Genomic DNA, 14230 nt, shown 5'->3' on the forward strand with positions numbered 1-14230 from the left:
TCCTCACTTCAAAATTAGCTGTTGATATTTATCTTCGACATTGCAGAAAGTGAGCATGTTGGCAATTTGTTAAAAATAACGCTTGTTATAGTTGGTGCTGCTTGAAATGTATCCATTTTTAGGTAGTGTAGCTCGTTGCAGGGAAAACAGTCAGGTCTGAATGACGGAACCTATGGATCGAACTGGTTCTGTGGCCAGCCGTTAAGTCCTATCATAATAATTAAAAAGGAATTTTAATGAGATTACTCTATTCAATTCTGCTATCTATGCTGTTGTCCGCTATATGCTTTGCTGATGATGACAATATCAACAGCAATACCAAAAGCATCAACAACAATACCAAAACCAGCTTCAATAAAATCCATACCTTGGGGATAGGATTCGGTATGTTTTCAGGAAGGATGGACTCCGACTACATACATGGGGAACTCTACGATGAAGATATCAGCTTTTCGGGAGAGTATTTTTATCAATTTCATATAAATAGCAACTGGGCCGTTGCGGCTGGATACCAGGACACAGCTTCAGGGTTCTGCTTCATCTGTGGCCCGATACCTGAAGGCCCTGATACATTCAAAACAAATATCATGAAGGTTGATAATTATTACCTCACTGTACAATATACCTACCCAATATCTCAACGCTGGGCAATATATTCGAAGCTTGGTGTAAACCGATATGACATAGAGTTTGACGATGTAAGGTATACGGGCATAGTTGCTCCAGCTGTAGATGGTGTCGGTGTAGATTTAGCAGCCGGAGTCGGCATTAAATTTCAGGCGTTTAATGGCTTTGGGATTGGGCTGGATTATAAGTACTTAGGTGCAGACCAAGTGCAGACGAAAGTTGGTGTCTTAGCATTTAGTTATTCGTTTTAAAAAGTCGCTATGTCGGTTTTCATTCCAATAACGAGATTAGTTAATCGATCGTTTATAGCACAGACCCAGGTCTGTGCTTCTGGAGCCCTAACTATTAATAGGTGTTTTCCATGCCAGAGACTAAAGCGGGTATCACCATAGAGCTTTATCCGGCCTGCGTTCATTTATGCAGCACTAACCTCTCTACTTCATAGTTATACTAATTGCTATTGGTCTCACCTTGACTCTGTTATATATTGACCGGGTGTATCAAAAACGAACCCAATCAATGTCAAAGTAGAATAAATTCAGAAGTATAGAGAGGTCCTATGAGCAAGTTCGAATTCGCCCCCATGCCAGACAATCAAGGTTTCTTTGGTGAGTATGGTGGCCAGATTATTCCGCCAGAGCTGAAGAGTGCGATGGATGCGATTAATCAAGCCTATGAAGAGATTCGACAGACTCAAGGCTTCCAGGATGAGCTGATGCAGCTGTTCCAGGACTATGTGGGTCGCCCGAGCCCCATCTATCATGCCAAGCGCCTCAGTGAGAAGCTCGGCGGCGCGCAGATCTACCTCAAGCGTGAAGATCTTAACCACACAGGTGCTCACAAGATAAATCACTGCCTCGGTGAGGCCCTGCTCGCCAAATATATGAATAAGAAGAAGGTGATTGCCGAAACCGGCGCCGGACAACACGGCGTCGCGCTCGCCACGGCTTGTGCACTGGTGGGGATCCCCTGTGAAATTCATATGGGCCAGGTCGATATTGAGAAGGAGCACCCCAATGTCACCAAGATGAAGATCTTAGGCTGTAAGCTGGTTGCCGTCACCCAAGGAACTGCAACCCTGAAAGATGCCGTCGACAGTGCCTTTGTGGAATACCTGAAGAACCCTGAAGATTACCTCTATGCCATCGGCTCTGTGGTTGGGCCTCACCCTTTCCCTAAGATGGTGCGTGACTTTCAAAGCATTATCGGCCGCGAGGCCAGAGAGCAGTTCCAACAGAAATTCAATAAACTTCCCGATATCATCACCGCCTGTGTCGGCGGCGGTTCGAACGCCATCGGCCTGTTCAGCGCATTTCTCGATGACAGCGAGGTAAAGATTGTCGGGGTCGAACCCGCCGGTAAGGGGCTGGAAACCACAGAGCACTCCGCAACCCTTACTTTAGGAACTCCCGGTGCCATTCACGGCTTTAAATGCTATGTACTGCAAGATGAGGCCGGTGAGCCGCTGCCGGTGCACTCTATCGCCTCAGGCTTGGATTATCCCGGAGTGGGTCCGCAGCACTGCTACCTGAAAGATATTGAGCGTGCAGAGTATGACTCGGTTACCGATGAGGAGTGTTTGAACGCCTTTATGACCCTGTCGCAGGTCGAGGGCATTATCCCGGCACTGGAGAGTGCCCACGCCGTGGCCTGGGCTATGCGCGAAGCGGCTAAGCTGACAAAGGATAAACAGATCTTGATTAACCTCTCTGGCCGGGGTGATAAAGACGCGGATTATGTGGCCGACAAGCTGGGCCTTTAATTGCTGTCTTTACCCGGTAGGAGATGAGTGATAACCGAAGGGATGAAGTTTTTACTTCGTCCCTTTTTGTTTTCACTCATACCTTAGTCAAAAATTATCTATAGCTGTCGCCTGTTGTTCTATCCCCTCTAAAATCAGCCTCATGATGTAATTAACAGTGAGCCTGCCTTCATTTTTTATGGCACTCCTTCCGGAATAAGCAGGCTTCATTGTTTATGTGCTAAAGGATCTTAATTTACCATTTACGTAATAAACCCAAGACTATTGCCTGAAAAACACCGATAATCCCCCCATTAGTAAGGCATGCCCGCCGATTTACAGCGCAAGACTCTGGACATTATCAATGGAAATCAAAGTTAATTTTCTCGACAACCTCAGACTGGAAGCGAAGTTTGATGACTTTACCGTCACCGCAGATCAGCCTATTCGCTACAAAGGCGATGGCTCGGCCCCCAGCCCTTTCGATTATTTCTTAGCGTCATCGGCGCTTTGTGCGGCCTACTTTATCAAGGTGTATTGTAAGGCGCGTGATATTCCAACGGAAAATATCAGACTGTCACAAAACAACATCGTTGACCCTGAAGATCGCTACAACCAAATTTTCCAGATCCAGGTCGAACTCCCCGATGATATCTCCGATAAAGACAGGGCAGGGATTTTACGCTCGATAGAGCGCTGCACCGTGAAAAAGGTGGTACAGACAGGCCCCGAGTTTAAGATTGAAACCGTTGAAAACCTTGATGAAGATGCCAATGCCATGCTGATGGGGCAACCCGATAGCGATGTCAGCACCTACATCCTGGGTAAAGATCTGCCGCTTGAGCAAACCATCTCGAACATGACGGGGATGCTGGCCGAGCTGGGTATGAAGATAGAGATATCTTCATGGCGCAACATAGTGCCCAATGTCTGGTCGCTGCATATTCGTGACGCCGCGTCGCCTATGTGTTTTACCAACGGTAAGGGAGCGACTAAAGAGAGTGCGCTCTGCTCGGCACTTGGTGAGTTTATCGAGCGTTTAAACTGTAACTTCTTCTATAACGATCAATTTTTCGGTGAAGAGATTGCAGGCAGCGAATTTGTTCATTATCCCAATGAAAAGTGGTTTCCCTTAGAGGAAGATGATTCATTGCCATCGGGCATCTTAGATGAACACTGTTTAGCGATCTACAACCCGGATGGTGAACTGGCCGGTTCTAACCTTATCGATACCAACTCCGGCATGGTTGAACGCGGCATCTGTACCATTCCCTATGTTCGCCACTCAGATGGCGAGACGGTGCACTTTCCGTCGAACTTAATCGAGAACCTGTTTCTGAGTAATGGTATGAGCGCGGGTAACAACCTGCAGGAAGCCAAGGTGCAGTGCTTGTCAGAAATTTTTGAGCGCGCGGTTAAGCGGCAGATCATCGAGCAGGAGATTGTTCTGCCTGATGTTCCAATGCAGGTGCTGGAGAAATACCCGAGCATCCTGGCCGGCATTCAAGGGGTAGAGGCACAGGGTTTCCCGGTTGTGGTTAAAGACGCATCGCTTGGTGGTAAATTCCCGGTCATGTGTGTCACCCTGATGAACCCGAGAACAGGCGGCGTGTTTGCCTCTTTCGGTGCGCACCCGAGCTTTGAAGTGGCGCTGGAGCGCAGCCTGACGGAACTACTGCAGGGAAGAAGCTTCGAGGGCTTAAACGACGTACCTAAACCTACCTTCGACAGCATGGCAGTGACTGAGCCCGAGAACTTTGTCGATCACTTTATCGACTCTACCGGTGTGATCTCATGGCGCTTCTTCAGCAGCGCTCATGACTATGAGTTCTGTGAATGGGACTTCTCAGGCACAAATGCCGAGGAGTCTGAGGGGTTATTCGGCATCCTGGCCGATATCGGTAAAGAGGCATATATTGCCGAATTCGATCAGCTGGGTGCCTCGGTGTGCCGTATTCTGGTGCCGGACTATTCAGAGGTCTACCCGGTTGAAGATCTTATCTGGGATAACACCAATAAGGCGCTCGATTATCGTGAAGATATCTTAAACCTTCACTCGCTCAGCGATGATGAACTCGCCGCCCTGGCAGAGCGTCTGGAAGAGAGCCAATTAGATAACCAGACTGACATTCCGACTCTGATCGGTATCGTGTTTGATGAAAATACCCCTTGGGGTCAGTTAACGATTATCGAGCTGAAGATCCTTATCTATCTGGCACTGGGCGAGCTTGAAGACGCCATCGAGCTGGTTGGTGAGTTCCTGCAGTACAACGACAATACCGTGGAGCGTGGCCTGTTCTATCAAGCAGTTCATGCAGTATTGGAAGTGACCCTGGATGAAGCCCTATCCCTTGAGCACTTTATCAATAACTTCAACAGAATGTTTGGTAAAGAGACCATGGATAACGTGGTGGGCTCTGTGAGTGGCGAGGTGAAGTTCTTCGGACTGACGCAAACCAGCATGAAGCTTGAGGGGATAGAGCCGCACCTGAGACTGATCGAGAGCTATAAAAAGTTGCATCAGGCCCGTAAAGCTGCGAGTTAACGCCCGTTAATTTCTTCAGCCTATAGCATAAAAAGCCCATCAATCGATGGGCTTTTTGTTAGTGCTATTTGTCCCGTTCTGACCTTTTTATCTTATTTCTACTGCTTATCTTAGCCGTTGCAGTACCACGTTTTGATCCAGGATAGGTTGAAACGGTTCATATTCGATACCACTGTCGAAGATATATTCGGTGATTAATGTGGTGGCCATCTTCAGTAACTCTTCCGACTTCCAGGGTTTCTCAAAATAGCTCTCGACTCTGGCTCGGTTGATGGCGGCAATGGTGTCCTGGTGTGTTGCCTGGCCGGTTAATAAGATCTTTTTAGTATGATGATAACGGCGATCTTGAGAGATCTCGGTGAGAAACTCCACTCCGGTTTTTTCAGGCATGACATGATCAGAGATAACCAGGGCGATATACTCACCCTCGGCATCAAGATCGTCCATCACCTCCAGCGCTTCTATCGCCGACTCACAATCTTCAATATTGAAAAATGTGGTTAATGGTGAGAGATCTTGCAGCACAGCACTCAGCACTTCTCGTTGGTCATCAACACAGATGATATTAATTTTTTCCATCGGTTCCCTCGCTTTCCTGTGCAGGTACAGGCAGTTTTATCCTGAATATGGTTTTTTCATCATTGCTCATTACCGCAATACTGCCGCCGTAACTGTTTACAATTCGCTGAACGATTGAGAGCCCAAGCCCCAGCCCGAAAGATAACCCACCTTTCTTGGTGGTAAAGTTGGGTTGAAATATTTTTCTTCGCGTGACCTCATCAATCTCAGGGCCATTGTTAGCCACCGTTATCTGTACCATATTGCGTACGTGACGAGTGGATATCTCAATAGCCGGCTCAGAGGTATGACTCAACACATCACTGGCATTTTTAATAATATTGACCCAGATCTGCACCAGCTCAGTTGAACTGGCTTTCAGCTTGGGCAACACTGCCGGGCTTATTTTTACATTAATGCCACGTAAGCTATTGTGCAACAAGGCCAGGGCTTTATTGATGCTATCGTTAACATCCAACCACTCTTCGGTATCGGTATCGGTTCGGCCCAACTGTTTTACCGATTTCACAATGCCCACCGAATGCTTGGAAGCCAGTCGCATGTCATGCAGATCTCTGCCTATCTCCCAATAGCGCAGCGCTTGATCTATATCGGTTAACCACGAACTGTCGATTTCACCATGGGGCACGGCGCGGGCAAGCCTTCGGGCGCTATCACGGTCGATTCGATAGGTTTTCATCAGCGCTTTTGCTCGGGCTCTCACCTCTGATGAACTCGCCTTCTGACCATAAAGTAAACCATGTTCGAGAAACTGCCTGGTATTCGGGTGACACTCTTCTATCAGATCAAATATTACAGCCTGCAGCCGCTCCGTCTTGCTGTTAATCACACCGACCGCATTATTTAACTCATGAGCAATGCCCGCGGCCAGTTGCCCTAACGTGGTCATCTGCTCGGCGGTATTGAGCTTGTTCTGTACCGATTCACGCTCAACCGCCTCCATGCTGGCTCGGCGCTGTCTGCGTGCTAACTCTTTAACGATCACCGGGGTAAATTGAGCCGTTAGCGGGCCATATTTTTCCGGCGATACCACAGGGGTAGAGGTATCAATCCAGGCAAGCTCGCTGTTCTCTTTTGCGATCACGGTTGTAGACGCTTCGAGGGTTTCGGCAAAAAAGCTGTGCACGCCGATAAAGGTGCCGGCGGGGGCGGTAAATACCTTGGTCTGTTTATCCTTGGCTGTGGAGGAGAAAAAACCTTCCAACTCTCCGGATCTTACCCAATAGAGGCGATCGTTATACTCCGCCTGTTTTAAGACGACCTCGCCTGCAGGAACCGTTATCTGACGAAATGGGTTCTCGAAATAATCTTCTATGAGTCGTTGTAGCGTCACTTTTTCCATTGCTTTTCTCTAAAGAATATAACTCAAGGCTGACCAATAAAACCTGTGATGTTCAAGACCCACACCATCACAAAACTCAGAGAGACACCTAAAACGCCAAGAATAACCCCAATTTTTGCCATCTGCCTGGTCTGAACATGACCGGTTGCATGGGCTAAAGCGTTCGGTGGCGTACTGATTGGCAACGACATACCGAGCGAAGCGGCGAAGGTGACGACTAAAATCAATGTGATCTCACCTCCCAGCGGCGTCAAGGATGTCATCGAGGTGCCCAGAGCCGCCATAATGGGCATTAACAGGTTCGCGGTAGCCGTATGGGACATGAAGTTAGCCATGATTAAACATAAGCTCGCCGCACCTAGCAATACCACATATGGTGAGAAGGCATCAAATGGGATGCTGTGCACCACCAGGCGTGCCAGCCCTGTTTTATCGAGCGCGAGCCCTAATGCGATACCCCCCGAAACCAACCATAAAACATCCCAGGAGATCTTCTTAAGGTCCTCTTTATTGATTATGCCGGTTAACGAGAAGATGGCCACGGGTATCAAGGCAACGGTGTAAGCGTTCATACCATGACGCGACCCCATCAACCATAGCCCTATGGTCATAATAAAGGTGATGTAAACGGTAATCGCTTTTGGCGTCTTTAAAAATTTTCCTCTTATCTTAAGCTCTATCTTCTCCTGCTTAGCGGGAAACAGATGGTTGATCAGAAACCAGGAGGCGGTCATCATCACCACCACAAAGGGCACACCAAACATCATCCACTCACCAAAGGTGATCAGGTTATCGTCCACCAAATATTTAAGCGCAATCGCATTTGGAGGGGTTCCGATTGGGGTGCCGATACCACCAATATTGGCCGCCACTGGAATGCATAATGCGAACGCGATTTTACCTGGGTCTTTGGGACCAAACAGCGCGATAACCGGGGTTAAAATCGACAACATCATCGCAGTGGTGGCGGTGTTCGACATGAACATAGAAAAGATACCGGTGATCAACATTAATCCCAGCATCACAAAGCGAGGTTCACTGCCAAACGGCTTTAATAACACCCTGGCCAGGTTGATATCCAAACGATATTTGGTTGCCGCCATGGCCAGGAAAAAACCACCAAGAAACAGCATAATGATTGGACTGGCAAAGGTCGCCATTATCTCGTTGTATTTTAACAGTTCACCAAAGTTGCTTTGCTCTTCGGCTAAGCGAAATAGAATGAAACCTTTATCGGAGAGCAGCAATAACTCTAATACGATAATAACCACGGATGTTGCATAAATTGGAATCGGTTCCATCACCCAACACAATGCCGCCAATAGAAATATTGCAATCACTCGCTGTTGTATGACTGTTAAATCATCAAAAGGAAAAAAGCTGGTGGGGAGGGATAGAACAATCAGAGGGATAAGAACGGGGATTATGTACTTCAAGTATTGGCGCATACAGTGCTGCTTCCTTACTAAACAAATCTGGTCTCTATCTATATAAACAAGTTATTTACATAGTGAAGGAATTATCTATCAAACACACAACAGCTACTTGGCGTCAGATCACCATTTAGACAAACGGTAGGCTCACTATCGCGCGTACTCAACAGCTCGGGGATCTGCTACACTGCTTTTGATAAATTTTTAATTTAAGACCAGTTTGTTATGCAACGCCCACCACTACGTCAAGCCAAAACCATCGACAATGTTTTCAGTAGTGCCTATTGGCACCTTAGTCAGCAAGATTTTACCATCAATGAGATTCGCACCAAGCTCGAGCGCAAAACCGAAAACCGGGAGTGGATCGAGACCGTGCTCGCTAATCTGCTAGAGAGCGGTTACCTAAAAAATGACTTCGACTTCGCTGTGCGTTATTGCGAGCTGGCCTTCAGCCATGAGCTCGGTGCCGGTGCCATCAGAGGTAAGTTACAACGGCGAGGCATCGCCGTCACCGAGGTTGATACCGCAATAGAGCAGGTGATGGAGGAGCAAAACATCGATGCCTTCAAGATGGCGACATCCAGGCTGTTAAGCAGATATGAGAACTTCTGCGCGACGACCCGGGAAAAGGTCTATGCCTGGATGACCAGCAAGGGTTTTTCCCGGGGAGAGATTGACCACGCACTGTCACAACATCCGCAGCGTGAAACACTGCGCAGTAAGTTAGCCATAAAAGCAGACAAGGCCGACTTGGCCACCGAGATCATCAAACTATTTAACAAAGGCAAAGGCGAAACCCTCATCCTGCAGGAGCTGAAGCAGCGACTGATCGATGTCAGCGACTTCGAAGAAACCTTGTATCAATTATCGCTCACAGGTGATGTCGATTTCTATCAAAGCTGTAAGAATGAGCTGGCAAAGAAGCGCTATGATCTATCGGACTATAAAGAAAAGTCGAAAGCGTATGCCTATCTGTCCCGTAAAGGGTTCGGCAGTGACGAGATCAAAGAGGCGATGAGCCTGGATGATGAGTGACAGAAACTGCTTATGAAATTATTAAATAAAGGGCTCCGACCCCTTTATCTTCGTTCATAAGCTTATGGCTTTGCCATATTCACCCTACCTCTCGCTCGGAGAGTTTCACCTTGTGAAACCTCGCCCTGTCACGGACGGTCACAGCCGCATCTACACTGGGTTATGTTCTCTCTTCGATTTGGTTGTACTTGCTTCAATTAGATACAAGCTATTCTTTTTAAGGAAAAACTTTCACTAAAATGTGACAAAGCATGTTGAATCCAATATGTAAGATCGATTAAAGTGTGACCACTTAAGGACAGGGCCGGGCAAACTCGAACTCAATTATTGAGTACGCCATTTAGGGAAGAAGAAGCCAATCAACTCTTTTGAACACTTTACTCTGATCCCATTTATTGGTTATCTAAATTCTCGGTTACTCCGCAAAAAATGGTTATTGTTTCACAGGGATTTTGCTGATAAGTTGCTAAAATCATTGTGAATAATTGGCACTTTCACGATTACAGTTTACTCGCGCTCCGCGCATTATAGCAAAACTGTAATTTTTCTCTTAGAAAAGCGTTATATCACGAGGTAATTTATGAGCACTGAATTAGAAAGTCGATTAGTTTTTGTTGATACATCGGCATATGAAAGTAAAAACTATCAGTTTAGTGAGCATGCGTTAGGTAAGCTGTGTGACTTTCTTGAATCAGAAAGGCTTCACCTTCTAATTACTCAAATTACGATAAATGAAATAAAAGCCCATTTGCTAGAAAAATCAGAAGAGTCTGCACGAGCTATAAAGAAAATACAAAAAGACGCTATGTTTTTAAGAAACACTCCTGAACTTGCTTGTCATGGTGTTTTCGAGAAAGTAAAAGCAGACGATATTTATAACATTGCTTTAGAAAAGTTTGAAGGTTTTCTTGAAAAGAGTTCAGCTGAAGTTGTTGATATAAAAGGTGTTGATGCTTCAGTTGTTTTCGAAAAATATTTTAAATCAGAACCACCATTTGGTGGAGCAAATAAAAAATCTGAGTTTCCTGATGCATTTGTTCTAGAAGCTGTATCTAAAGTAAGTAAAGAGAGAGGTCATACTTTATATGTGATCAGTGATGATGGCGATATGGAAAAATATGCTGCAACTTTAGACAACTTGATTCACTTAAAGAGAGTTGATGACTTTTTAGACTTGGTTGTCAGAAAAGAAGAAGAGTTAAAAGAGCCTGTTAAATTTGCTGATAGCATTCTTGAGCAGCTAGAAGCGAATTTAATTGAGAGTGTTAATGAGATAATCAGCTCATCTGAATTTTATTCCGATGAGGCAGATGGACTCGAGGATGAAATATACCAAGTCGGTATTGAGTCAATTTGTATAAACAACAAAAATATAATTTCGGTATCTGATGAGCATGTAGAGTATGAAATCGATTTTGAAGTCACCTTAAAAGCTTATTATTCTATTGCTGATTACGATCGTTCACCTTGGGATCCAGAAGATAAAGTCTATATGTTTGTACTTTATAACGACATAGTGAAAAAGCATACAGAAGTTTTTTCAGCATATGTCTACATTGATTATATGGACGGCATAAGAGCTAATGCTGAAATTTCAGAATTAGATTTTACTGAATCTTCATTTGAATTGAATGAAGAAAATAGTGAAATAATTAGCGTAAAAGAGCTAGATTTAAGTGGTGAGTAAATCTAAAAACTTAGCTACGTGTAGCCGTGATATAGCAAGGCAATAAAGTCGGATTCGTAACAGTTTGCTCGGTTCCACTTCGTTTCACATTTTAGCAAACTGTTACTCACCGCTTATTGCGGCATTAAAATGTTCTGCAGAAGTGAAGATGACTCAAACAAAAAGCCACCAGAACTCAATGCTCGGTGGCTTTCTTTTTAGCTTTGAACTTACAACTTACAACTTACAACTTAAAACTTACAGCTTCCCTTTTTCAAAATCCGCTCAAGGCTATCCATAAGAACCGCTCAAGGCTGACTTCTATTTTTAAGAACCGCTCAAGGCTGAGACCTTTCCTCGCAACTGGCAACTGGCAACTCGCAACTCGCAACTCGCTACTCGCTACTCGCAGCTCGCAGTTGTCTTAAGCCATCCTCTGTGTCGGCTTCCAGCGCAGTAGCTCAGAGGGTAATTTTCCCCCTTTAGCGGTCACGAGTCTCAAAGATTAACTAAGGTAAAAAATATCTTAGTTAGAGAGGTATTGCCTTGACGAAGGGGAGCGTCCATAGATGGTTTAGTATGTTGTTTATCTTGTCCAAACGAATCAAACAGATAACGCCATAAATCTTAGGTTAGATTATTTACTCCCCTCTCTATAGGCGTAATCCGGCAAGGGTTTTGATTATTACCCACTATAATTGTAAGGCTATCGGTTGCTTTTGGACTGGTCAACGACCAACCCTACGTCGGTTAAACAGCCGTTAATATCACTTAAACAAAAAGGTAAACCAACAAGGTAAGTGAATTTCAAGGAATTTAATTATGAACAAAATTAGCATTGCTAAGGGGGAAAAAACTCCCCCGTTTATTCTCTTTGCTGGAATACTCTCTATGGCGTTATCTTTACCGGGGTGTTTTCATAGCGACTCGAATGACAGTAGCTCAACGGTACAAAATTTACCCCCGACAGCAGATGCAGGAGTTGACCAGAGTGCGAAGGAACAAGAAAGTGTCACTCTGGTTGGTAGCGGAACAGACAGCGATGGTACTGTCATCAGTTACGCATGGCAGCAAACTTCTGGCACAGAGGTTCTTTTAAGTGATGCAAGTAGTGCAACAGCGACATTTTTTGCCCCAATGGTTAAGTCATCAGCTGATTTGGTATTTCAGTTGACTGTAACTGATGATCAAGGTGCTACAGCCTCCGATACATTAACAGTGAATGTTCTCAGCACTTATGATGGTGTTAATGGCGGCCGTTTATATGATAAATTCTGGGCACAAGATCCGACAGGTACCGGATTCACGCTTAACAACTCCAATCTCAGTACACAGGAACAACTCGATGGCATTATAAGTAATGGGGATTTTTTCCGTTGTAAGCAGTGCCACGGATGGGATGGTTTAGGTCGAGATGGTGCCTATAGTAATCGCGCACCTAATACTGGCAGACCCAATGTAGCAGATCTCGATCTCACCTCCGTGATTACCCGCTACTCTGAACAAGAGTTGTTCGCCGCGATTAAGGCTGACAGTGCAAACCGACGTGATATAGATACCGATTTGTCTACTTATGATCCTACTGAAAATAGTGTTGTAGGCGATCAAATGCCCAATTACAGCATGATACTTACCGATGAACAAATTTGGGACTTGGTGAAGTTCTTTGCTCTTGAAGCAGTAGATACCAGTCAAGTTTATGATCTAACTCTTGGGGCTGGAACCTACCCAGATCGTGACCGCACATTCTCAAACATTGGTAAGGATGGCGATGCTGCTAATGGTGATATCTTATTTGCTAATACCTGTAAAGATTGCCACGGTGCTGATGGTACGGCCTTTATGATTGATGGTGGCAAGTATTCTGTTGGTGGACATGTCAGAGCTAAGCCTTATGAGGATATACTGAAAGTTAAATTCGGCCATCCTGGCTCAATCATGGGGCCTCAATTGACCGATAATAACGATATTATCGATCTCTTTAAGGCGCTTGCCAATGCAGATAATTATCCTGATGTTCCTCCAGGGGGAGCCGGCGAAGGTATTAATGGTGGGCGGTTATACGATAAATTCTGGGCAAGTGATCCTACCGGAACAGGATTTACCCTAGCCAACTCCAACCTTAATAGTCAGGCCGAGCTGGATAATATTATGGCCTTTGGCGATTTCTTCCGTTGTAAACAGTGTCATGGTTGGGATCGTTTGGGTCGTGAAGGTGCATACAGTGATCGAGCTCCTAAAACGAGCAGACCAAATGTTGCTGATCTGGATTTAGCTGCATTAGTTGAAAGTTACGACTTGCAACAGTTATTTATTGCGCTCAAAACCGGCACCGCAACAAGACGTGATATTGCAACCGACCTTTCTACCTACGATCCCAACGGAGATACTACGGTCGGCGACCAAATGCCAAACTTAAGTCAGATATTTACCGATGCGCAAATATGGCAACTAGTCAGATTCCTTAAAGAGGAAGCTGTTGATACAACCCAGCTATATGACATTACTCTTGATGATGGGTTTTATCCTAATAGAGGCCGGACATTCTCAAATATTGGTAAGGATGGTAACAAAGCCAATGGCGACGTTATCTTCGCGCAAAATTGTGCCGGTTGTCATGGTGTTGATGGCACGTCAATTATGGTTGATGGTGGCGAATTTACCGTTGGCGCACATTTCAGAGCTAAACCCTACGAAGATCAACACAAGGTTAAGTTTGGTAATCCTGGGACTATAATGGGCGCAGTTCTTGCCGAGTCTTCTACCAGTGATATTAAGGACCTATATAAGGCATTGGCAGATACGACTAAGTACCCTGATTCGGCGCCCGCCGCCCTTGATGGTGCCGCATTGTTTGTTGCGAACTGTGGCTCTTGCCATACCGGTAATGGCTTGGGGTCTGGGTTTAGTGATAAAACCGGACGAACAGCAGCTGAAATAGCTGCCGCAATCGCAAGTGTTGGGGCTATGTCTGGCTTGTCCAGTCTGACATCGGAAGAAATTCAGGCAATAGCTGATGCTCTGGCTCCGACCCCATAATATGCTCTTAAATGGACTCTCAGGGAGAATATAGTGAAATTTATGTATTCAACCGAGTGATAGGCTTTTTAAAGTAAGGCTCTGAGTTTGTACATTCGATCTATTTTGTCTGTACAAACTTTGTATATTGTCACGTCCACGGTATCTAACAACCCGATACGGGGGACTTGGATAACAAGAGGGAGTGAGTCACTTTTCAGACTAAATACTTTTAAAGTCAATA

At 45.4% G+C, this 14230-nt stretch carries 9 protein-coding genes; 6 read left to right on the top strand and 3 right to left on the bottom strand.

All coding sequences use genetic code 11. From position 1 onward, the window contains the following. Positions 1 to 236: 236 nt before the first annotated feature. The 3 genes from Q1B47_RS01445 to Q1B47_RS01455 all read left to right on the top strand — a co-directional run bounded on the left by Q1B47_RS01445 (position 237) and on the right by Q1B47_RS01455 (position 4913). On the top strand, positions 237 to 878 hold the full coding sequence (locus tag Q1B47_RS01445; protein ID WP_299787495.1) for an outer membrane beta-barrel protein: 642 nt from the start codon (positions 237 to 239) through the stop codon (positions 876 to 878). Positions 879 to 1186: 308 nt separating this feature from the next. Beyond that, positions 1187 to 2389: a tryptophan synthase subunit beta gene (gene trpB / locus Q1B47_RS01450; RefSeq protein WP_299787497.1), complete on the top strand. Its 1203-nt coding sequence runs from the start codon at positions 1187 to 1189 to the stop codon at positions 2387 to 2389. 343 nt (positions 2390 to 2732) lie between these two features. Then, positions 2733 to 4913, top strand: a complete 2181-nt coding sequence (locus Q1B47_RS01455) for an OsmC domain/YcaO domain-containing protein (protein WP_299787500.1) — start codon at positions 2733 to 2735, stop codon at positions 4911 to 4913. Between the two features lie 105 nt (positions 4914 to 5018). Here the strand turns inward: Q1B47_RS01455 and Q1B47_RS01460 are convergent, their stop codons facing one another. From Q1B47_RS01460 to Q1B47_RS01470, 3 genes are read right to left on the bottom strand one after another with little or no spacing between them, the layout of a single operon-like run. Continuing rightward, the gene (locus Q1B47_RS01460; RefSeq protein ID WP_299787503.1) at positions 5019 to 5492 is read right to left on the bottom strand and encodes a response regulator; all 474 of its coding nucleotides are present in this window, start codon (positions 5490 to 5492) and stop codon (positions 5019 to 5021) included. Further along, complete coding sequence (locus tag Q1B47_RS01465) at positions 5479 to 6834, bottom strand: ATP-binding protein (RefSeq protein ID WP_299787506.1); 1356 nt, start codon at positions 6832 to 6834, stop codon at positions 5479 to 5481. The genes Q1B47_RS01460 and Q1B47_RS01465 overlap by 14 nt, the downstream gene beginning before the upstream one ends. Positions 6835 to 6857: 23 nt before the next feature. Continuing rightward, positions 6858 to 8282, bottom strand: a complete 1425-nt coding sequence (locus tag Q1B47_RS01470) for an SLC13 family permease (protein WP_299787509.1) — start codon at positions 8280 to 8282, stop codon at positions 6858 to 6860. A gap of 210 nt (positions 8283 to 8492) precedes the next feature. On the opposite strand from Q1B47_RS01470, the gene Q1B47_RS01475 reads away from it, so the two are divergent. From Q1B47_RS01475 to Q1B47_RS01485, 3 genes are all read left to right on the top strand, one after another. Further along, on the top strand, positions 8493 to 9302 hold the full coding sequence (locus tag Q1B47_RS01475; RefSeq protein ID WP_299787512.1) for a RecX family transcriptional regulator: 810 nt from the start codon (positions 8493 to 8495) through the stop codon (positions 9300 to 9302). 580 nt (positions 9303 to 9882) lie between these two features. Further along, the gene (locus Q1B47_RS01480) at positions 9883 to 10989 is read left to right on the top strand and encodes a PIN domain-containing protein (protein ID WP_299787515.1); all 1107 of its coding nucleotides are present in this window, start codon (positions 9883 to 9885) and stop codon (positions 10987 to 10989) included. A gap of 801 nt (positions 10990 to 11790) precedes the next feature. Further along, positions 11791 to 14007, top strand: coding sequence for a c-type cytochrome (locus tag Q1B47_RS01485; protein WP_299787519.1), 2217 nt, complete (start codon positions 11791 to 11793; stop codon positions 14005 to 14007). Positions 14008 to 14230: the final 223 nt, after the last annotated feature.

The organism is uncultured Shewanella sp. (genome assembly GCF_947501225.1).
Lineage (GTDB): Bacteria > Pseudomonadota > Gammaproteobacteria > Enterobacterales > Shewanellaceae > Shewanella.

What these genes read in the sequence shown, in the direction of transcription:
- Q1B47_RS01445 (WP_299787495.1), top strand. Translation starts at nt 237, where the DNA reads ATGAGATTACTCTATTCAATTCTGCTATCTATGCTGTTGTCCGCTATA.
- trpB (WP_299787497.1), top strand. Translation starts at nt 1,187, where the DNA reads ATGAGCAAGTTCGAATTCGCCCCCATGCCAGACAATCAAGGTTTCTTT.
- Q1B47_RS01455 (WP_299787500.1), top strand. Translation starts at nt 2,733, where the DNA reads ATGGAAATCAAAGTTAATTTTCTCGACAACCTCAGACTGGAAGCGAAG.
- Q1B47_RS01460 (WP_299787503.1), bottom strand. Translation starts at nt 5,492, where the DNA reads ATGGAAAAAATTAATATCATCTGTGTTGATGACCAACGAGAAGTGCTG.
- Q1B47_RS01465 (WP_299787506.1), bottom strand. Translation starts at nt 6,834, where the DNA reads ATGGAAAAAGTGACGCTACAACGACTCATAGAAGATTATTTCGAGAAC.
- Q1B47_RS01470 (WP_299787509.1), bottom strand. Translation starts at nt 8,282, where the DNA reads ATGCGCCAATACTTGAAGTACATAATCCCCGTTCTTATCCCTCTGATT.
- Q1B47_RS01475 (WP_299787512.1), top strand. Translation starts at nt 8,493, where the DNA reads ATGCAACGCCCACCACTACGTCAAGCCAAAACCATCGACAATGTTTTC.
- Q1B47_RS01480 (WP_299787515.1), top strand. Translation starts at nt 9,883, where the DNA reads ATGAGCACTGAATTAGAAAGTCGATTAGTTTTTGTTGATACATCGGCA.
- Q1B47_RS01485 (WP_299787519.1), top strand. Translation starts at nt 11,791, where the DNA reads ATGAACAAAATTAGCATTGCTAAGGGGGAAAAAACTCCCCCGTTTATT.